We start from the raw sequence: 17,503 nt of genomic DNA, 5'->3' as shown, positions 1-17,503 counted from the left end.
CGGATGCCGCTGCCCTCGCCGTTCAGCGTCGCCGCCCGCGTGCCTCCGGGCCGCGGGGGCGCGCTGATCGCCCTGCTCGCTCTGGCCTACGCGGTCGTCGCCGCACCCATCGCCTTCTACCTCCTGCCTGTCGGCTTCATGCTCACCGGTGCCGCACTCGTGGCGGCACAGCTCGGCGTGATCGTGGCCGGCGGGGTCCTGGTGCTGTCTTCCGCCCTTCGGATCGGCCGGGATGTGCAGCGGCGAGCCCGGCTGGTCGAGCTCGCGCACGCCGCGGGCTGGCAGTACCGGCAGGATGTGAGCGACTGGATCTGGGGAGGTTCCGTCGACGAGCAGATCGAGCGCACCGGCCGTTCGTCACGCGACCACGTGGACGCACGTGACAGCGACCTGCCGTTCGACTCGGCCGAGCGCACGATCGTCGTGGGAGACCGCGAGGGTGCCACCGTCCACACGATTCGAGCCGTGCGCATCCCGCTGTCCGCCGAGGCACCGCGCATCTCGCTCCGGTCTCGGCGAGGAGGCGGGGCCCTCAGCCTCCTGCCGAGACGTCCGGGCGGGAGCCGCGAGCTCCGGCTCGAGGGGAACTTCAGCGACGTGTTCGAGGTCTCGGTGCCGGCCGGCTACGAGACCGACGCGCTGTACCTGCTCACGCCGGACCTGATGGTGATCCTGCTCGATGCGAGCGCCGATCTCGACCTGGAGATCGTGGACAGCACGCTGCACGTCTACTTCCCGGCGATCGATCTCACCGATCCCGCGGCGCTTGCACGCTTTCTCGGCACGATCGCCGCGCTGCATGAACGGTTCGGACGCCGGACGCTGCTGTATCGAGACGATGCTGCTCCTCGACTCGACCCTGCGAGCCACCTCAGGGACGGCGACACGCTCGCCGCCGCCGCTCGGACGCTCGACACCCGCCTGCGTATCGGTCCGATCGTGCTGGCAGTGCTCACGCCGCTGATCCCGATGCTCATCGCGCTCGCGTGGATGCACCTCGCCGGGTGACGCGGCGCCCGGTCTTCTCGCTGATCAGCAGCCGTCGGACGGCCGTCTCCGGCGCCACGGTGAGGTCGAGCGTCTTGCCACGCGAGTACAGACTGAAGATGCGCGGATCGATGTAGCTGCCGCGGGCGACCGCTGTCGTGTTCCCGAGCGCAGTCGCCGTCGCCTGCACCGCGAGCCGCTCGGCGCGCTGCCGATCGGCTCGGGTGTCGAGCGGGCCGATCCGCGCGAGGGCGTCGGCGGCGAGGATCGTGCCGTGCAGCGTGCGGAAGTCCTTGGCCGAGAAGACGCCGCCCGTGACGTCGCGAAGATACGCGTTCACCTCGGACGGCGTGATCCGCATGCGCCGTCGGCCCTTGCGATACGCGAGCAGCAGTGAGCCTGCAGCCCCACGGGAGAGCTCGGTGAGCACATCGGCGAGCGGTGCGTCGGTGATCTCGATCGCGGCGGTCTGGCCGCTCTTCGCGGGGAATGACAGCGCGACGGTGTCGCCGTCGATCTTCACGTCGCGTCGGCGCAGCGTGGTCAGCCCACGGCTGCCGTGCTTCACGAGGTAGCGCTCCGATCCCACTCGCAGCGCCGCGTCGTCGAGGAGTCGGAACGCGGTCGCCAGCACTCGCTCCTTCGACAGCTCGTCGCCGCTCAGGGCGCGGGTGACCCGTGCACGAGCACGCGGCAGCCGCTCGGCGAGGTCCAGCGCGCGCCGGAACTTGCTGCGGTCCCGTCCGACTCGCCAAAGCGGGTGATAGAGATACTGACGGCGCCCTGCCTCGTCGGTGCCGACGGCCTGGATGTGCGCGAGCGGATCCGCCGCGATCCAGACATCGGTCCAGGCAGGCGGGATCACGAGATCGTGGATGCGTTCGCGATCGGCTTCGCCTGCGGCATCCCCGTTCTGGTCGAGGTACCGGAAGCCGGAGCCGGACTTGCGCCGAAGGAACCCGAGGTCCTCCCCGGGGACGACGCGGACGAGCGCGCTCACTCGGGATTCCGGTCTGTCAGCGGGCGGGCGGGAGCCAAGAGATCGCGCATGACCTCAGGATGCCGCCGGACTCCCGGTCCGCAGAAGGGGCTGGCCCAGGTGCCGCCGTCCTGCTAGGTCGCGCTGCTCTGCGGCTTCTCGGGCGCCGGGTCGCGGAACGCCGCCCGCATGTGATCACTCGTGAGGAAATCGGCGATGCCGATGGACTCGTACGCGATCAGCATCTTCGCAGAAGGAGTCGACCAAACCAACCCTCCGCGCTTCTACTTAGCTCTCGGCGGCTCAGCGCTGCCAAACAAGGACGGTCCGAGCCCGGAAGAGGGAAGTAGCTGTTCCTGGGCTGTCACGAGTGAGGCGCCAGGGCTGGCTTGCGATGTCACCAAGGGATCCCCAGAGTCCGCCTGGGTGTCGGACGAAGCGAAGAAAGACATCGTCGTCGTGTCTGGCATGCTCGCACCGCTCAATGATCACGGTCAGGGCCTTGCGAACGTCGACCTCAGCGCGGAGCCGGTGTCCCTCGTCAAGGCAGGCCAGACCAAGGTATTCCAGCTGCCAACGGTCGGTACGGCCTACGTCCCCGCAACGGTGGATGGCGACGATGTCGAGATCGCGATCGCGATCAGACACAGTCGCGGGACCGCATGGTCACGTTCGGCGAGCTCGTGTCCACGTTCGCCATCTCGGCGGATATGAAGCTGCAGTTCTTTCGCGACGCCAGCCGTGACTGGACGTGGAACATGCTGCGCGATATCGACGCGACGAGTCTTGCGATCCCGTACTGCCACGTCGTCGTAGCCGATCGCGACGCAGCGGCCATCGCGGGCCGCACCCGGGCCCCAGCCCAGTACGGTGCGACCGTCATTTCAAACCTCCGCGAGTTGCCCGACCTGCTTACGAATCCATCGGCAGTCGCCCGAACGCTGGGCGAGGACCCTTCCGACTGGACGATGGTCGGGCCCGGAGAAAGGTTCTCGACCGGGCCCCCTGAGCAGTTGGCGGAAGTGCCCGACGTCTGCACGATTCGACCGCTCGACCGCGAAGGAAAGTTCGTGCCGTCACCGCGTAACGAGGCGAACGAGCCATCTCACGGCCACAGAGCCGGCGAGCAACGGAACCGATCACTCCGATGTCGGAGATTTAGGAAAGGGTAGAGAAGTGACGCTCCATCAAACAATCGTCGAAGTACTGACGGCTGCAGGGCATCCACTCACGGCGCGCGACGTCGCCGACGAGGTCAATCGCCGACGCCTCTATGTTCGAGCAGATGGCCAGCCGCTTGGCGCGAGCCAGGTAAGTGCCCGGGTGCGCAACTACCCAGGGCTATTCATCGAGAGCGCCGACACCATCTGGCTGGTGAGCCACTCCCCTCTGCCCGAGGCCCGTCCAGCTGCGCCGACTCCTACTCCGACCCAAGACGCTCTCGCCTCGGTCGCCACGGCCACAACACCGATTCCGGACGTTGAGACCGCGCTGCTCAAGGCGAGCGCGTTCCAGAGTGCTCGCATCGTTGACGGCTTGGTACCCGATCGGTTCGGCCTGTACGCCATCCGGGTACACCAAGGTGCAGCACTCCCGTCGCCCTTTGGCGACATCGCGCGGGAGCGCGAGTCGAACCTCATCTATCTGGGCGCAGCAACTCGGCAAACCCTGAAGAAGCGATTCCTCGGAAACGAGCTTCGCGGACAGGGGCATGGCACGTTCTTCCGCAGTCTCGGCGCGGTGCTCGGGTACCGCCCGGCCGTCGGGTCTCTCGTCGGCAAGGCGAACCAGCGCAACTACCGCTTCTCCCCAGCGGACTCGGCCACGATTGTGGAGTGGATCAACGCCAACGTCGATGTCTCTTGGGTACCGTTCGATGATGGAGTTCACTTCACAGAAGTCGCTCTCATCCGAGCCCATCGGCCGTTGCTGAACTTGCGAGACAACCCGGCGGCCCTGCCGCAGCTCTCGGAGCTTCGCGCACTCTGTTGCTCGACCGCGCAGGGCACCACCGAAGAGATGACAAGCTATCCTGCGCTGTGAGGTGCTCCGCAGTATTCCCAAGGCCGCTCCCGTTTGACAGCCCGCGTCTGACGGGGAACAAGGCAAGGTGTCCGTGGACCCAGCCCGGTGACCGTTGGATTGCCCACGAGTCAGCGCGACTATCAGGATCGACATGAGGACACAGACGACACGCGCTGCGGAGGCCCGGGGGCGCTCACATCCGGTCACCGTATCCAGCAAGATGGAACGAAGAGACCCGGCGCTTGCCGACGATAGAGGTGAGGACAGCGCGTGACGGCAAACGGCGGCAAGCAGCGGGTGTGGCCATGGATAGCTGGGACGATCGCGCTCGTCGCCAGCGTGTTCGGCATCGTGACGTTCCTCACCGGCAACAATCTTCCGGACTTCATCAACCCGCCGGCAGCGCCGTTTGACGGCTCAGACGAGCCGCTCGTGCCCGATGCAGAGACGGTACCCACGTACAAAACGATTCAGTTTCCGGAAGCAGTCTTCGGCTTCGAGCGCATGGACAATCCAACGCGACAGTCGTACCTCCTGACTGCTTCGGATGCTGAGGCCAGTGCGTACGCGTACAGCTATTGGCAGAACGCGGACTCCGTCTGGATGGACGCGACTGCGGCCGCGGGTGGACGGACCGCTGAGCTTGTCGCGCAGCTGACGGCGACGGCATCCGCGGCAGGGCAGCAAACCGTGACCGAAGGCCCGATGACGTGCGTTTGGGATCAAGACAGCGACCCAAACACGCCGATGCATACCGTGAAGTGCTTTCGCATCGACACCGCTGACAACCGCGGCCTCATCATCTGGACCGAAACACAAAGCGTCGGTGACGCCAACGGACTTCGCCTAACCGAGGAGCTGTGGAATCTGATGACCTGGGGTTGAGCGCAGTTCGTCGACACCGTGGCCACGCGCAGAAGGCCACGTCGATGGCAACTCGTACCCTGAGACCATCCAGGAACTCTTCGACTTGGCGTTCGCGCGCATTGATCGAGCGAGAGATACGCGCCGCGAGCTCTCGACCGCTTGGGCCCGATACATCGAGGCCCGCCCGTGGGACATAGATTTGCGCGAGGTCCAGGAGTGCCACTTCGAGATACTCGTGGTCGTGTGGGAGCCGGCGCCACTCAGCCTGTCGATGATCTTCAGCGAATGGCTGTCCGCGCTTCGCGCTGCACTCGACAATGGGTTGTATGCGTGGGTCGCCGCTGCAACCGGCCAGAATTCCCCTGCAAAGGCCGAGCAGATTTAGTACCCGGTCTGCTCAACACCAGAGGAGTTCCGTGACCAACGGAAGCGACTCTCAGGAGTTCCGTCCGAGATCCTGGACCGATTGGAAAAGGGCAGCCGTACCAGGCGCCGGACGGGCCTCAAAGTAGCCTGACGTATTGGATTCATGAGCTGGCACGCACCGACCGCCACCGCGCTGCCCACGTCGGCTTGGGGCGTGTCGCACCGGATCCGACTGAAGGTACCTGCCGGGGTGACCGCTGTCTTCGACGAGTCTATTCAGCCGTCTAGCCAGATCGAAAACGAGCTCGTGGTCGGGCGCTTCACCACATCGAGGCCGATATCGCGGTTCGATGTCGTTGCCGACCTGACGGGTGTCGCGGTCGGGCCGGAGGTGCGTGACTGGGCCGACTTCACTCTAAACGGCAGAAGTCCGTCGCTCTGGGACCGCATGACCTATACGGAGATCTTCATTCGCTCGTGTCTGGAGAGCATGGCCGCATTCTCCAACATCGTTCCTCCGGGTGGCTAAGGCTGATCGATCCGGATGAGAAGGTCGATTAGCTCCTACGGCACCCGATGCCACGATTTCATTGGACCCGATTCGCGCGAAACAGACATACGTACGCCGCACGGCGTACATATGCGACGGGAGCGTGAACGGCTTTCGGGAGCCAGCAGGAACATGACACGACGCTTTCGAGAGTGTCCTAGGTCCCCCGTACCGTGATGACGTGCCTCTAAAGAGATCGTCGCCGCGCTATAGCCAATTTCGACAAGCCGTCCGACAGTTTCCTCCGTCTCAGTTCCTTCCGGCTCTGGCCGCGCATACCGCGCATCTAGATCCGCTCATACGCGGTCGCGAGTTCAACAACGATGCTCGATGGCCCTGGGCTGCCTCGGCGATGGCTCGTGAATCAGTTCTGTATTCAAACGAACACCGTCACGGCGGGACACCCACCGAGCACGATTTCACGACGCTCTATAACTGCTTCAACTACGCATACGAGCCCGAAGACGACCCGAGCATCTCCGACATCATCACGCCACTCGTCTACGAGCAGTTTGGCTACGGCGAATCTGAGTTCGAGGAGCTCGCCCGAGTGTGGGCTCTCTTCGGTGACCCCACGCTCGGCGCACCGCTCCCGTGGGAGGACGTCTTCGGCATGGGGCTCGGAGAAGTCGGGCGGGCGGCGCTCTTCCTGCGCGCATGGGCAGCGCACAACGACGGCCATCTCGACTTCGGGATGCTGGACGCCCCTCACATGCAAGAGGTGTTCGAGCGGGTCTTACCGCGAAGTGACGCAGAGAAGCTCATCAGGCACTTCACCACGACGGTCGACGGTGCGCGCGCTCTCAGCGCCGAAGCGTTGGGTGTCCCGCCGAACCGCCAGCGCTTCGCGTTCAATCCGTTCGTGGCGAAGCCGCTGCTCGATCTCGGCGGTGGAGGTGTCTACGCGCCGCAGAGCATGCTCGTCTCTCGCGCGATCTTTCCAACCAATCTGTACTACGTCGGGATGAAGCAGTGGGAACTCCCGTTTGCTGAGAACCTAGGCACCCGCGTAGAACAGTACGTCGGTCGCCAGCTTCGGCTCATTGCAGGCGACCACGTCGAAGGCGAGATCACTTACGGGAAAGGTGACAAGTCTGTCGATTGGATCTGGGCCACCGACAAAGCTGTGGTGCTCGTCGAGTGCAAGAGCGCACGCATGACTCTCGGAGCCAAGGCCGCCGACGCTTCGCTCGGCGCGGTTGTGGCACGCTCGCTCGGGAAGGCGAGAGAGCAGATCGACCGAACTGCGAAACTCATCCACGACCGCAATCCCGCATTCGCCCATCTTCCCGACGACCGACCGGTTATCGGTCTGATCGTGACGGCTGAGCCGTTCTATTTCGGCAACGCCGGGATTCTGCCGGAGTACGGCGCCCGGGGCGATACGCCCGCACAGGTCACCTCACTCCGAGAACTCGAGTACCTCGTCTGCCTCGAAGAACTTGAGGCGATCGATCTCCTGCTGTCAGTCCTGGCCGATCCTGAAAAGCGCACGTGGTCGCTAGCGAGCGTCATGAAGGACCTCCGAGACATCGGCAAGAACCCAATCTTGGAGGCGTCCTGGAAGCACTACAAGTACCTCGATATAGCGGGACCTCTGGCCGAGGCTGCGGAAGAACCAGCTCAGTAGCAGCTCCGGGCTCGAGGCTACAACCTCACCGCAGTCGCGATACCTTCGTTAGCCCAGACCACCGGGTTGTGTGTTGCACCATGACTCCAAAAGCGCCGCCGGAGGACGTGTTTCGTCACGTTGGAGGCGGAGGGCAGCTTTTGGGAGGCGCGGGCAGCCAGCAGCACGATGTCGAACTTCAGTCGTACGTCAACGACGCGCCGAACAGACCCAAGCATCTGCCGGTGGTGCGAGTGGATAGGAGCGCTCAGAAAGACGACCTCGTCGACCTGGCTGCCCCCGTTCACTGCGCGGGCGACGATCTCAGCCCCGTAGCTATGGGCGAACACGGTGCCAAGCCCGGCGCTCCCCCCAGCTGCAGCTGCCCAGCGTGCGAAGCGGTACCCGCCCGTCGCGCGCTGCTTGCTGCTGTATGCACCTGACCATGCAAACTCTTGTCCGCCCGCATACAGCGCCGGGCGCGCGCTGGCTGCGACAAACGAGTGGAAGTCGCCACCCGGATACCACCACGATCCCTTCCAGCCCCAGGTGCCGTGCACCATTGTCGAGACCAAGTCCGTGGGCCGTTCGCTGGCGTCGTGGTGAACCGGAGGCAGAGGCGGAGCACCTACGTCGTGTCGGTCCAGGTAGGAGGCGAGGGAGAACTCGCGGACGACTGGATCCGCAGATCGTTGCCCCAGTTCGACGCGAACCTGCGCCAGGAAGCGCAGCGCGGCGAGCAGATCGCCCGGGTCACGAACGTCGAATACGTCACGGAGCCAGTAAGAGAAGTACCGTTGCCAACCTTCACCGTCCCACGGCAGCGGTGCCGCCGGGTCGCCGTCCTCGTCGGGCGGAGCGACAAAGTCCGAGAGTGGTCCACCGAATCGAAAGGAATCGATTCGGCGATCGAGGAAGCGATAGGGCCACCCGCGCCACCCAGCGGTTGACGGCGGATTGTTCTGGCGCGGGACAGAGGTGAGGATCGCTGAACCCGCCACGGCAGACTCACGCTCAAGGCTGCTGCCGAGACCAGCCGCAAGCAGTGCCAACCGTGCTTCGGATTGGGCTTCGCCGTTTAGCGCCGCGAACGCTCGGTACCGCAGTTCCGTGGGATCCTCGCCGCCGTCGTAACTCGCGAGAAGAAACTCGGCTTCGCGGTACTCACGCTCGCCGGGCACTGTATCGCGAGAGCGAAACACCAGGTCTGGATTGAGCCCGACTTCCGCCACGTCCTCTGGATCAAGGAGGGACGGAGGGTCAGCAGCGTCGGCTTCAGCGGGGACCAACGACGCCATCATGGCGAAGCGGAGGGCATTGGTGCCCTCGTTCTCACTCGTTGGTTCAATTGCTTCAGGTGTCTCGCGCACCTCGAACGTCTCGAGCTCTTCGTCCACTGCTCCCCCAGAATCGCCCAGTAACTTCTTGCTACGACCGTAGCAGGAGCACCCATTTCGCGAGTCGATGCGGTGATCCGCGGCGAGCGGTCTGGCCCTCCTGGTTTCAGGCTCGTTGCGATTTCCACGACGGAAGAAGGCTTGTCAGGATCGCGCTCGTGCTTCATAGTCAGGGGCGAATCACAGGAGCACGCATGAGCACGAAGAGCAGCGGAGGTGAACGCAAGCAGTCATGAACGGAGTCGAAGGCCGCCGGACTCCCGGTCCGCAGAAGGGGCTGGCCCAGGTGCCGCCGTCCTGCTAGGTCGCGCTGCTCTGCGGCTTCTCGGGCGCCGGGTCGCGGAACGCCGCCCGCATGTGATCACTCGTGAGGAAATCGGCGATGCCGATCATGATCAGGCTGAAGATGATCTGCTCGGTGACCATCCAGACCGGGTACAGGTTGGGGATCGCGGCGATGACGAGCGTGATCACCGGGAAGATCTGCGAGAACAGGCGGAGGCGCAGATAGGCCCAGCGCCACCCTTTCGCCGCGCGCCAGGCGAAGTAGAACAGGGTGGCCGTCATCGCCAGCACGATCACGGTGCGCATCCAGACCGCGAGCGACACGGGCTCTCCGTTCACCGCGAGCAGCAGCGCGACGACGACCGCGCCGAGACCGAGCACGAGCTCGACCAGGAGCAGCCAGAAGATCCAGGTGAATGCCCGCCGCGTGCGCGGGTGGGTGCGATCATCCTCGCTGATCGAGACGCCGGCCTGGCGTCCACCGGCGATGCGATCGATTCGGAGCAGCAGCGTTTCCAAGGCCATGCTCGGAGCCTATGCCGAGAGATGACCCGGATACGAGCACGCAGCCGGATACGACAAAACCCCCGCTGTTGCGGGGGTTTTCGTCGTGCTGGGGTACCTGGACTCGAACCAAGAATAACGGAACCAGAAGCGGGAGCGCATGCCGTTTCGCAGCACACGAACGATGACGACAGCCACCGCGTGTTCTCGTATTACCCCGGCTTTCCGGGGATCGTGGGTGAACTCACGGGGACCCTCGTCAGCTCACGGCAAGCGGCGTCACCGGGGATCTACCGGGGCGAAACATCCTTTTGGGCGTCCTGCGTCGCGAGGCCTATGAATCAAACCTCCGCGCTGCTAGAAGGTCGGGAGGCTCAGGAGATTGTTGTTCCACTGCCCGTCGGCATAGGTGCGGAGATACGGCTGGCCGCTGCTTGGCTTCACCACGCCCACTTGGGATCGATCACTGCCGCTGCCCACGTACGCCTTGCCATCGTCTTCGACCCACGCCACGAGGCTGGGCTTGTCGTTCTCGCCGCTCTCGCTCGTCTCGTTGCTACGCCACTTGTAGCGAACGATCTCGTCTTCGGTCTTTCGGGTGCTCCCGTAACGCACGTGCGTGATCTGAATTGACATCGATGTCCCCAGTCTTGTCGCGCCCTTCGCGACATGGGGTCATCATGACAGGCTCCACCGACATTCCGGTCGATCGCAAGCAGCGATTCGACAGCGTCGGGCACATCGCGGCAACCTGTTACGCGAAGAGCGGTTGGCCGGTCCAAGGAAGGCCTAGTTCCGCGGCGAGCTCCGCCCGATCCTGGTGCTGAATCCAGATGAGGAAACTACGGTCGACCACGTTGAGCCGCCGCGCGGTCTGGTGGTAGTCGAGAACGATCGGCTTTACGTCGAGGCGCGACGTCTGAAGCGACGAAGTCGAGCGAAGCGCCTGGGTGATATTTCCCTGATTCACCGGTGCACTTGGATGGCCCTCATTGATAAGCGTCGTGATAGCCGCGAGCGGAAGCCCCTTCTCGAGCGCAGACACATCTGACCGCAGGACGGTGTAGATCAGCCATCGGTACATCTGCAGGTCAGTCGACTGAAAACCATCAGCAAATCCGGATAAGAAGCCGCTGAAACGTGCGGTATTTTGATCGACGGCTCGACGGATCAGCGCATCAACATCTCCGCCGACGGATCTGCGCGTCTTCCCCGTCTCGTAGACGCCCGCACCTTCACACGCAAACTTGCAAACCTCTTGCACGATCCACACACTGTCAAAAGAGCCGGAAAGCAGAGCAGACACGAACGATTCTGGAAACTGGACGTTAAGCATCTCGCCGCCCGCGGAAATGACCTTCCGAAGCTCTTCGGAGTTCCAGCTGTCCGCGTTGATCGAAACTACACGCCCGAGCAGATCACCGTTGTATTGCGTTAGACGGTTCTCGTCCAGCCACACGCCGATCACGACAAAACAGTATGACGAGTTCTCGTGAAACGCCTTGAGCGCGACTGCGAAGTCCTTCTGAGTCTCTTCAGGAAGGTAGTGATAGTCCTCCAGCACGATGAACTTCGGCGCGCCTGCCGCATTCAACGCGCTGATGATGTCGTTGACATCACCAGGATCAAGCTGCAAAGGAGCGGAGCTTGTCTGGTTAGTTACCTCGCTGGCCCCCTCGGCAGCGCCGGAAGCCTTGCCGCCGAGAATTAGCCCCTTGAGCGAGGCTTCCAGCGTCGCGGTGATCTTCAAAGCACCCGATGCAGATCGGACCGTGGAACCCTCTACTTTGTATCCAGCCGCCTTGAGTATGGCGTTGTGGAGGTCCGAGAGGCTCCACTTGTTAGAACAGGTTACGTAAATGTAGTCGCTGGCTAGCAGCGTGTTCTTGCGCAGGCTGGTCTTGCCCTGCTTTGAGCTCCCGTGGATGACGATGTGCTTGTCCTGCGTGAGCGCATCGACTAGCGCGTTATCGACGGATATGCGAGAAGCGTAGTTCCGAGGAACCTCGCGAGCGACTCCGAAAATCTCGAACATCGAGTAGGACTTAGCGCCGAACATCGTGCCTCCTGTGTGCTTGAGACGAGACTACAACGTGCCGGACGTAGCGCCGGGCGTCGCACGCGCGGCGGGACGCTCGGCACCGCCTCGGTCACCACGCAGAACACCACCGGCTGGGCATCTCCCGCTCGGTGGGCGTTCTCGTTGGCTACGCGCCATCCTCGTGGGCGCGGTGGTGGGTCTATGCGAGGCGCTGACCATACTCCTCCGGATCAGTGCCGTTCGGCAGGCTGTCGTTGATCCCGGCGGAACGCATGAGCCGTGCTCGCTCAGCCACGCTCAGCTCGCAGGGCTGGCCGGCAGGTGTACGGACGTTCATCCCGTCTCCGCCGCCATACTCGCTCGGGTTGTCATATCGCTGTGCCATTGTTCCATCTCCTAGTTGCGATCGGTTGCGTCTATTCTCTCGCTTTCATAAATCACCCATTCAAAACGCAAGAGATAATAGCCTTAACGCCCCAATTAATTCAGGAGGAAATATGGCGCGACCTAAGCACCTTCCAGAAAGCGTCGATGTGCGAACTCAAGTTCCCGTCGAATTGGCAAATGCCATCGCATCGCTGGCCGCAGCGGCCGGACTCAGCAAGTCCGCGTTCACACGACAGGTGCTCATCGCTGGCCTGCAACCGTTCGCCCTCACCGACCCGGCGCTCGCGTCGGCGCTAGAGCCGACGACATACAGCCGCCGATGAGCACTCGGCTCAGCGCCGCCGACATGGCGCGCGCGCACCTGACACAGGCCGAGTTGGACGAGTACGAGACCCACATCGCCGAGCACGGCGACCCACTGACACCCGCATCAACAACACCCCTGGAGGAAAAGATCATGGCCGAGCCCCGATACGCGATCGACCAGAACTACAAGCAGTTCGATGAGAACGGCTTGCCCGCTTATCCGAAGAGCACCGCCGCGACAGAGGCCAAGCTCCGCACCGTGCAGAAACAGCTCAAGACCACGCAGAGCCGTGTCGAGGCAGCGCTCGACCGCGCACTCGATCAGTTCGAGGTCGCACTCGAAGCCGAAGACCGGAAGCGCACCACACAGGAGCGCCTCGCCGACATGACCCGCCGCACGCGGCGCATCTGAGAAAGGACACCAACATGGCTACTGCAACCCGAGTGACTGGTCCGGAAGACACCGCCCCGGCAACATCGACCGAGGACACCGCCCGCTACCGCGACACCGGTGGAACGATTGTCAACAACATTGGACCCGGCACGCTGGACAACCCGCGCATCGCGGCCCGCGAGGCTCAGTACGGGAATCGCCAGGCAGAGATCGAAGCCGTGATGGCCATCGATCAGGCGGCGTTCGACCGTGTGCGAGAACTGGAGGCCTTCATGATCGGCCGGGCCGAGAACTTTATCGCCGACGTCATGGGCACCACGGAGGGCGTCGGTCACCGTCACGCCCGTCGCCCCGGCCTGATCGACAAGACCGAGGAGATCGTGACCAACCTCAACGACCTGGTTACGGAGCTGGAGCGCGGCGGGAGCGCGAGCGACCTGGCCGAGCGATTCGTCGCTTTGCAGAACGAGGCACGACACACGGCGATGCCGAAGCTCTCGCGGGCGATGCGCGAGGCCGACAGCCACATCCCGAAGATGCAGGATCCCTACGCCGAGGTGCAGCGCCTTATTGCCGTGATGCCGTTCAGCAGCTTCCGCCCCATCACCCCAGCGAAGCGCCGATGACACTGACAACGGCCCGCCAACCGAAGCTGACGAGCCGCCATCACAAGGGAAACAACATGAAGGATGTCGCCGGGATGAACGTGCCCGTGATTGCGACGAACAAACCCTACTCTCGTGCCCAGGCTGGGCGCTCGATACCGGGGTTCCCAGGTCTACGTGCCGATGCAAGCGGGTGGATACATCGCAAATCAGACGGCCAGCGACTGAAGCCTCGGATCGTGAACGGTGTTCTCTGCGTGGATGTTTCCACGCCACGAGTGCGCGCCAAGCCTTGGGTGCCTGTGGCGATTCTGGTCGCGCGCACGTTCGTTCCGCGACCTCGACCGTTCTACCGGCATCGCGAGGTGGTCCATCTCGACGGAGACCGAAAGAACTGTAGGGCCTCGAACCTCGCATGGGAGCGTAGACCGAGGAAACGACGGAACACGCCTCACTGACGACAGATCTCGTAGTAGAGTGATTCCGCTCCGGCAGTCCCGGAGCACCAACAACTGAATACGCTGCCCCGAACATCTCCAATGAGAGGTGCAAGGCGCAAGCGACCAGAAGAGAAGGCAGCTACGGCCGTCAGGATCAAGAGCGACGCGCAGTCGTGTTCCCCTGAGTGAGAGCAAATAATCCGCACCAAACCTGGCCGAGCAGCAGAACTTTCCATACGACAACTCATGTCGAGGGGTTCTGCACTCGGCTTTTGTTGTTTGTAGACCCTTCGGCTCGATCCCGAAGGGATTCCGGAAATGTCTGCATCAGACTCCACCAAACTCGTTCTCGAAGACGACCGCCTCTACACCACGGAGCAGACCGCTGAGCTGCTCACGCTCTCGCCGCGCCAGGTGATCGATGCTCGCCAGGCGAAGCGGCTCGGCTGCGTGCGTCTGTCCGGCGCAGCGGTTAGACATTCGGGGCGCCAGATCGCCGCATTCATCGCCGCGCGTTCCATCGACGCAGAGCACTGACCTTTCCGACCTCTCTCGAGCGTCACTAAAGCTCAGCTCTCCGCATCGACCACGAAGGACACCATGAACGACACAGCACGGCGGAAACGCGAAGTCTGTCGATACGACTTCACAGACCAGGATGGGCGGATCGCCTTCCAGAAGATCAGATACGCGATCGATAACCCTGCACCAGGAGGACGGACGAAGGACTTTCGGTACTTCGACCCGCACGCCTTCGGCGGCATCGGCGCGATGCGCAAGCCTGAAGGTGCCGACCGGCTCATCTTCAACCTGCCGGCCATTCTCAACGCCATCCGCGATGGCCAGACCGTGCATAGCTGCGAGGGCGAGAAGGACGCGTGCGCGCTGATCGATCTCGGCTATGCAGCGACGAGCGTGCATCAGGGCGCGAACAAGGTCACCCTCGAACAGATGGCGTGGTTGTACGACGCACCCCGAGTCATCATCTGGGTAGACAAGGACACCGCCGAGAAAGCACCGGTCGGTGCACACGACGCCATCATGCGGGCGATGCACCTGCACAAGCTGGGCTACCCAGGAGCCATCGTGTTCAAGCGCGCTCGGGGTCCGTGGGGCGGGCTGAAGGATGTCGCCGACCACCTGGCTGCTGGTTACACCGTCGAGCAGGCCGTGACCGTCAACCCTGAGAAGCTCGCCGCGTGCGCAGCCCTCTGGACCCCGTCCACGAATGCGAGGGCTGGCTATGCCCGCTGACAACACCCGATCGTTCAAGCTGAACGCGCGATCAATCGAGACTTTGCCCGAGCCCGTCAAACGTAAGCGTCGTCATCGTGTGCAGTCTGCCGACGATATCGCCGAGATCGTGGCTGCCGCCGAGATGAAGAAAGCAGCGAACACCCCGGGGGCGCGTTCTTCAGATTCTTCCGGAAAACCGCAGGATTCTTCGGCACGCCGGGAGCTGGTCGTCACGAAGGCTTCGGACATCAAGTCCACCCGGCAGCGCTTCCTCTGGGAGGGGCGAATCCCTCTCGGCGTCCTGGCCTTGTTCGGTGGCCGTGGCGGAGTCGGAAAGTCCACGTTCGCGCTCTATCTGGGCGTTGAGCTGCAGCAGGGCCGACTGCCCGGTGACTTCTTCGGCAAGCGACTCCCGATTCTCTACGTCAGCGTCGAGGACGACTGGGAGACCCAGGTCAAGCCGCGCCTCCAGGCCGTCGGTGCGGATATGGACGAGGTCTATCGCGTCGCCATCAGCGAAACAGTGGAAGAGGCAACTGGCGACCGCGTGCCCGACCTGATGCTCGACATGCCGCTGATCCTTCAAGCGCTCCAGCACTATGGGCCGTGCGTCCTGATCATCGATCCGATCGCCTCCCTCATCCAAGCCGACGACCACAAGCGCAACATCGTCCGCGCCGCGCTGGACCCGCTCCTGATGGCCGCTGGCGAAACTAACTCGACCGTGATCGGCATCATGCACACGGTGAAGGGCGGTGGTCGCTCGAACGATCTGCTCTCCGGCTCACACGCCTACTACGATGCCGCGCGCGCCGTGATGCTGTTCGCCAAGGACGAGGCCTCAGATCAGGTGGTGATGTCTCAGGTGAAGGGCAACTACGCCCCCGAGGAGAGCACCGGCTCGCTGGCCTACCGGCTTGTGGGTACGCAGGTCGAGTTGGACGACGAGAGCGTCGGTGAGTACGCCTACGTCGAGATCGTCGGCGACAGCGACGTATCCGTGGAGGAGCTGGTCAACCGTGAGGCCGTCAGTCAAGACGTCGCCGACCGTGCGCGGTGGATCGTGAGCTATCTGTCGGCGCGCGGCGGTCGTGCCGAAGCAGCAGCCGTCATCGCCGAAGGCATGGAGGGGATCGGATGGACCGAGCCCCAGATCAAGTCAGCCCGGATGAAGGCACGACCGGCGATCAAATCCACCAAGCATCCCGGGCTCATGAACGGTCCGTGGATCTGGCACTTTGACTCGGTTTCTCCTGTGGGTGAAGAAACCGAGCATGCCGAAGAAACCTCAGTAATTCGAGAAGAGTCCGAAGATTCGGCTCCCGGGGACAAGCCGGTTTCTTCACCTCGGTTCAGACGACCCGCAAGCAAGAACACCGCAGATCAGAAGTTGGAGAAGTGACATGACTGAGAAAAGACAGAACGACGATAAGAACGACCGGCAGAAGCGTCCCCTTGAACGGCACAACCCCTTGAACGACGCGCACCTGATGGAGAGCAAGCGTCAGTGCCCCGCCATCAGCAAGCGCACTGGCGAGCGCTGCAAGCGTTACTGCGCCCTGGGGATGCGGTCGTGCAGATGGCACGGATCAGCGACGAGGGTCGCCAAGACCGCCGCCGCGAAGCGCATCGCCCAGGCGTCTGGGTATGCCGCTGACATGCTCGTTGAGTTCATGGCCGACCCCGAAGTGAACATCGACCTCCGCACGAAGATCGCGCAAGACCTGCTCAACCGTGCAGGTGTGTCCGAGAAGACCGTCTTGCAGATCGGCGTAGAGCAGCCACGATCCTTCTTGGACTTTGTTGGGGATGCCCTGGTCGATGTGGAGACCGACGACCACAACATCATGGATGCCGTCGTCATCGAAGATGACGATGCACCGCTGGTGCCGCGAGACCCCGAGGTGCAGAACCGTCACGACCGCGCCGTATTCGCCGAGGTCGAGCGCGCTCGCAGCCGCGACCCCAAGCGTGCCCTGAGCCAGGTCGAACGCGCCCGCATGGAAGCAGCAGAGCGCGAGACTCTGGGTGGCGCTCCGGCGAGTGCAAGATCACGCCGTGCGAGCGGTCGGAGCGATGACGACGAAGCGATGGCCGAACAGCAGGACCGCGAGGACGCCGAGTTGCAGCGGGTGAGGCGCGCCGAGCGGGAGCGCAATGCTGACCGGGCCGGAGACAGGCACACGCGCAACTCCGAGGCCACGATGAGCCAGCCCCGGAAGCGGCAGCGCAGATGAGCGCGGACAAGCTCGACCGGGTCCGCCGTCGCTGGGAACTGGGTATCAGCATCGAACGGCTCCTGATCGTCGCGGACGACCCGGATCTCTGGCTCGAAGCCGAGATCTACGCCCGGCGTCTGTTCGCTCTGGTCATGGCTCGCCACGTAGATGCGACGGAGCCACACGAGGAGGGGTCACCTGGTGGCGATATCCCTCCCTGAGCCCTCGGGGTGCGGGATGACCCCGCCGACCACGCATATGGCCAGCAGGCCACGAGGCCGATCTTGCGACGAGAACGAGACTCGC

General features: G+C 63.5%; 20 protein-coding genes. 14 read left to right on the top strand and 6 right to left on the bottom strand.

All coding sequences use genetic code 11. The features are described 5' to 3' along the window. The first annotated feature begins 3 nt into the window (after positions 1–3). Positions 4–1,008 carry a hypothetical protein gene (locus V7Z82_RS02395; RefSeq protein ID WP_334147609.1) on the top strand — a complete coding sequence of 335 codons (1,005 nt, stop codon included), beginning with the start codon at positions 4–6 and terminating at the stop codon, positions 1,006–1,008. On the opposite strand, the gene V7Z82_RS02390 is transcribed toward V7Z82_RS02395, so the two are convergent. Next, positions 974–1,987, bottom strand: coding sequence for a DNA topoisomerase IB (locus V7Z82_RS02390; RefSeq protein WP_334147607.1), 1,014 nt, complete (start codon positions 1,985–1,987; stop codon positions 974–976). The two genes, V7Z82_RS02395 and V7Z82_RS02390, sit on opposite strands and share 35 nt — an antisense overlap. A 641-nt stretch (positions 1,988–2,628) precedes the next feature. Between V7Z82_RS02390 and V7Z82_RS02385 the strand changes: the two genes are divergently transcribed. From V7Z82_RS02385 to V7Z82_RS02365, 5 genes are all read left to right on the top strand, one after another. Beyond that, entirely contained in the window at positions 2,629–3,138 is a 510-nt protein-coding gene (locus tag V7Z82_RS02385) for a hypothetical protein (protein WP_334147605.1), read from the top strand. 4 nt (positions 3,139–3,142) lie between these two features. Then, positions 3,143–4,009 carry a GIY-YIG nuclease family protein gene (locus tag V7Z82_RS02380; RefSeq protein ID WP_334147603.1) on the top strand — a complete coding sequence of 289 codons (867 nt, stop codon included), beginning with the start codon at positions 3,143–3,145 and terminating at the stop codon, positions 4,007–4,009. Positions 4,010–4,261: 252 nt separating this feature from the next. Then, entirely contained in the window at positions 4,262–4,876 is a 615-nt protein-coding gene (locus V7Z82_RS02375; protein WP_334147601.1) for a hypothetical protein, read from the top strand. A 511-nt stretch (positions 4,877–5,387) separates the two neighbouring features. Beyond that, positions 5,388–5,753 carry a hypothetical protein gene (locus V7Z82_RS02370; protein ID WP_334147600.1) on the top strand — a complete coding sequence of 122 codons (366 nt, stop codon included), beginning with the start codon at positions 5,388–5,390 and terminating at the stop codon, positions 5,751–5,753. A gap of 373 nt (positions 5,754–6,126) precedes the next feature. Continuing rightward, positions 6,127–7,404, top strand: coding sequence for a hypothetical protein (locus tag V7Z82_RS02365; RefSeq protein ID WP_334147598.1), 1,278 nt, complete (start codon positions 6,127–6,129; stop codon positions 7,402–7,404). Between the two features lie 17 nt (positions 7,405–7,421). Here V7Z82_RS02365 and V7Z82_RS02360 read toward each other — a convergent pair whose 3' ends face one another. From V7Z82_RS02360 to V7Z82_RS02340, 5 genes are all read right to left on the bottom strand, one after another. Continuing rightward, positions 7,422–8,780, bottom strand: coding sequence for a hypothetical protein (locus V7Z82_RS02360; RefSeq protein ID WP_334147595.1), 1,359 nt, complete (start codon positions 8,778–8,780; stop codon positions 7,422–7,424). 300 nt (positions 8,781–9,080) lie between these two features. Next, positions 9,081–9,590, bottom strand: a complete 510-nt coding sequence (locus V7Z82_RS02355; protein ID WP_334147594.1) for a hypothetical protein — start codon at positions 9,588–9,590, stop codon at positions 9,081–9,083. 336 nt (positions 9,591–9,926) lie between these two features. Beyond that, the gene (locus V7Z82_RS02350) at positions 9,927–10,205 is read right to left on the bottom strand and encodes a DUF3892 domain-containing protein (protein ID WP_334147592.1); all 279 of its coding nucleotides are present in this window, start codon (positions 10,203–10,205) and stop codon (positions 9,927–9,929) included. Positions 10,206–10,323: 118 nt separating this feature from the next. Then, the gene (locus tag V7Z82_RS02345; protein WP_334147590.1) at positions 10,324–11,628 is read right to left on the bottom strand and encodes a hypothetical protein; all 1,305 of its coding nucleotides are present in this window, start codon (positions 11,626–11,628) and stop codon (positions 10,324–10,326) included. 181 nt (positions 11,629–11,809) lie between these two features. Continuing rightward, positions 11,810–11,995 carry a hypothetical protein gene (locus V7Z82_RS02340; RefSeq protein ID WP_334147588.1) on the bottom strand — a complete coding sequence of 62 codons (186 nt, stop codon included), beginning with the start codon at positions 11,993–11,995 and terminating at the stop codon, positions 11,810–11,812. 112 nt (positions 11,996–12,107) lie between these two features. Here V7Z82_RS02340 and V7Z82_RS02335 point away from each other — a divergent pair, with 112 nt between their 5' ends. The 8 genes from V7Z82_RS02335 to V7Z82_RS02300 all read left to right on the top strand — a co-directional run bounded on the left by V7Z82_RS02335 (position 12,108) and on the right by V7Z82_RS02300 (position 17,418). Then, positions 12,108–12,320: a hypothetical protein gene (locus tag V7Z82_RS02335; protein ID WP_334147586.1), complete on the top strand. Its 213-nt coding sequence runs from the start codon at positions 12,108–12,110 to the stop codon at positions 12,318–12,320. A gap of 23 nt (positions 12,321–12,343) precedes the next feature. Next, entirely contained in the window at positions 12,344–12,715 is a 372-nt protein-coding gene (locus tag V7Z82_RS02330; RefSeq protein ID WP_334147584.1) for a hypothetical protein, read from the top strand. Between the two features lie 14 nt (positions 12,716–12,729). Further along, entirely contained in the window at positions 12,730–13,323 is a 594-nt protein-coding gene (locus tag V7Z82_RS02325; protein WP_334147582.1) for a hypothetical protein, read from the top strand. Positions 13,324–14,060: 737 nt separating this feature from the next. After that, positions 14,061–14,279 (top strand): hypothetical protein, encoded by a 219-nt coding sequence (locus V7Z82_RS02320; RefSeq protein WP_334147580.1) that lies wholly within the window; start codon positions 14,061–14,063, stop codon positions 14,277–14,279. A 63-nt stretch (positions 14,280–14,342) separates the two neighbouring features. Then, positions 14,343–14,996 carry a hypothetical protein gene (locus V7Z82_RS02315; protein ID WP_334147576.1) on the top strand — a complete coding sequence of 218 codons (654 nt, stop codon included), beginning with the start codon at positions 14,343–14,345 and terminating at the stop codon, positions 14,994–14,996. Then, entirely contained in the window at positions 14,986–16,380 is a 1,395-nt protein-coding gene (locus tag V7Z82_RS02310; protein WP_334147574.1) for an AAA family ATPase, read from the top strand. The genes V7Z82_RS02315 and V7Z82_RS02310 overlap by 11 nt, the downstream gene beginning before the upstream one ends. Before the next feature lies 1 nt (position 16,381). Further along, positions 16,382–17,215, top strand: coding sequence for a hypothetical protein (locus tag V7Z82_RS02305; RefSeq protein ID WP_334147572.1), 834 nt, complete (start codon positions 16,382–16,384; stop codon positions 17,213–17,215). After that, complete coding sequence (locus tag V7Z82_RS02300; RefSeq protein ID WP_334147570.1) at positions 17,212–17,418, top strand: hypothetical protein; 207 nt, start codon at positions 17,212–17,214, stop codon at positions 17,416–17,418. Before V7Z82_RS02305 ends, V7Z82_RS02300 begins: the two co-directional genes overlap by 4 nt. Positions 17,419–17,503 lie beyond the last annotated feature (85 nt).

This window comes from Microbacterium sp., from assembly GCF_036823965.1.
Taxonomy (GTDB): Bacteria; Actinomycetota; Actinomycetes; order Actinomycetales; family Microbacteriaceae; genus Microbacterium.
This window is presented reverse-complemented; position numbering and strand designations above follow the sequence as displayed.

Coding starts and splice junctions, on each gene's coding strand:
- V7Z82_RS02350 (WP_334147592.1), bottom strand. CDS start 10,205: ATGTCAATTCAGATCACGCACGTGCGTTACGGGAGCACCCGAAAGACC.
- V7Z82_RS02305 (WP_334147572.1), top strand. CDS start 16,382: ATGACTGAGAAAAGACAGAACGACGATAAGAACGACCGGCAGAAGCGT.
- V7Z82_RS02370 (WP_334147600.1), top strand. CDS start 5,388: ATGAGCTGGCACGCACCGACCGCCACCGCGCTGCCCACGTCGGCTTGG.
- V7Z82_RS02365 (WP_334147598.1), top strand. CDS start 6,127: ATGGCTCGTGAATCAGTTCTGTATTCAAACGAACACCGTCACGGCGGG.
- V7Z82_RS02310 (WP_334147574.1), top strand. CDS start 14,986: ATGCCCGCTGACAACACCCGATCGTTCAAGCTGAACGCGCGATCAATC.
- V7Z82_RS02355 (WP_334147594.1), bottom strand. CDS start 9,590: ATGGCCTTGGAAACGCTGCTGCTCCGAATCGATCGCATCGCCGGTGGA.
- V7Z82_RS02395 (WP_334147609.1), top strand. CDS start 4: ATGCCGCTGCCCTCGCCGTTCAGCGTCGCCGCCCGCGTGCCTCCGGGC.
- V7Z82_RS02345 (WP_334147590.1), bottom strand. CDS start 11,628: ATGTTCGGCGCTAAGTCCTACTCGATGTTCGAGATTTTCGGAGTCGCT.
- V7Z82_RS02340 (WP_334147588.1), bottom strand. CDS start 11,995: ATGGCACAGCGATATGACAACCCGAGCGAGTATGGCGGCGGAGACGGG.
- V7Z82_RS02315 (WP_334147576.1), top strand. CDS start 14,343: ATGAACGACACAGCACGGCGGAAACGCGAAGTCTGTCGATACGACTTC.
- V7Z82_RS02300 (WP_334147570.1), top strand. CDS start 17,212: ATGAGCGCGGACAAGCTCGACCGGGTCCGCCGTCGCTGGGAACTGGGT.
- V7Z82_RS02335 (WP_334147586.1), top strand. CDS start 12,108: ATGGCGCGACCTAAGCACCTTCCAGAAAGCGTCGATGTGCGAACTCAA.
- V7Z82_RS02330 (WP_334147584.1), top strand. CDS start 12,344: ATGGCGCGCGCGCACCTGACACAGGCCGAGTTGGACGAGTACGAGACC.
- V7Z82_RS02325 (WP_334147582.1), top strand. CDS start 12,730: ATGGCTACTGCAACCCGAGTGACTGGTCCGGAAGACACCGCCCCGGCA.
- V7Z82_RS02385 (WP_334147605.1), top strand. CDS start 2,629: ATGGTCACGTTCGGCGAGCTCGTGTCCACGTTCGCCATCTCGGCGGAT.
- V7Z82_RS02320 (WP_334147580.1), top strand. CDS start 14,061: ATGTCTGCATCAGACTCCACCAAACTCGTTCTCGAAGACGACCGCCTC.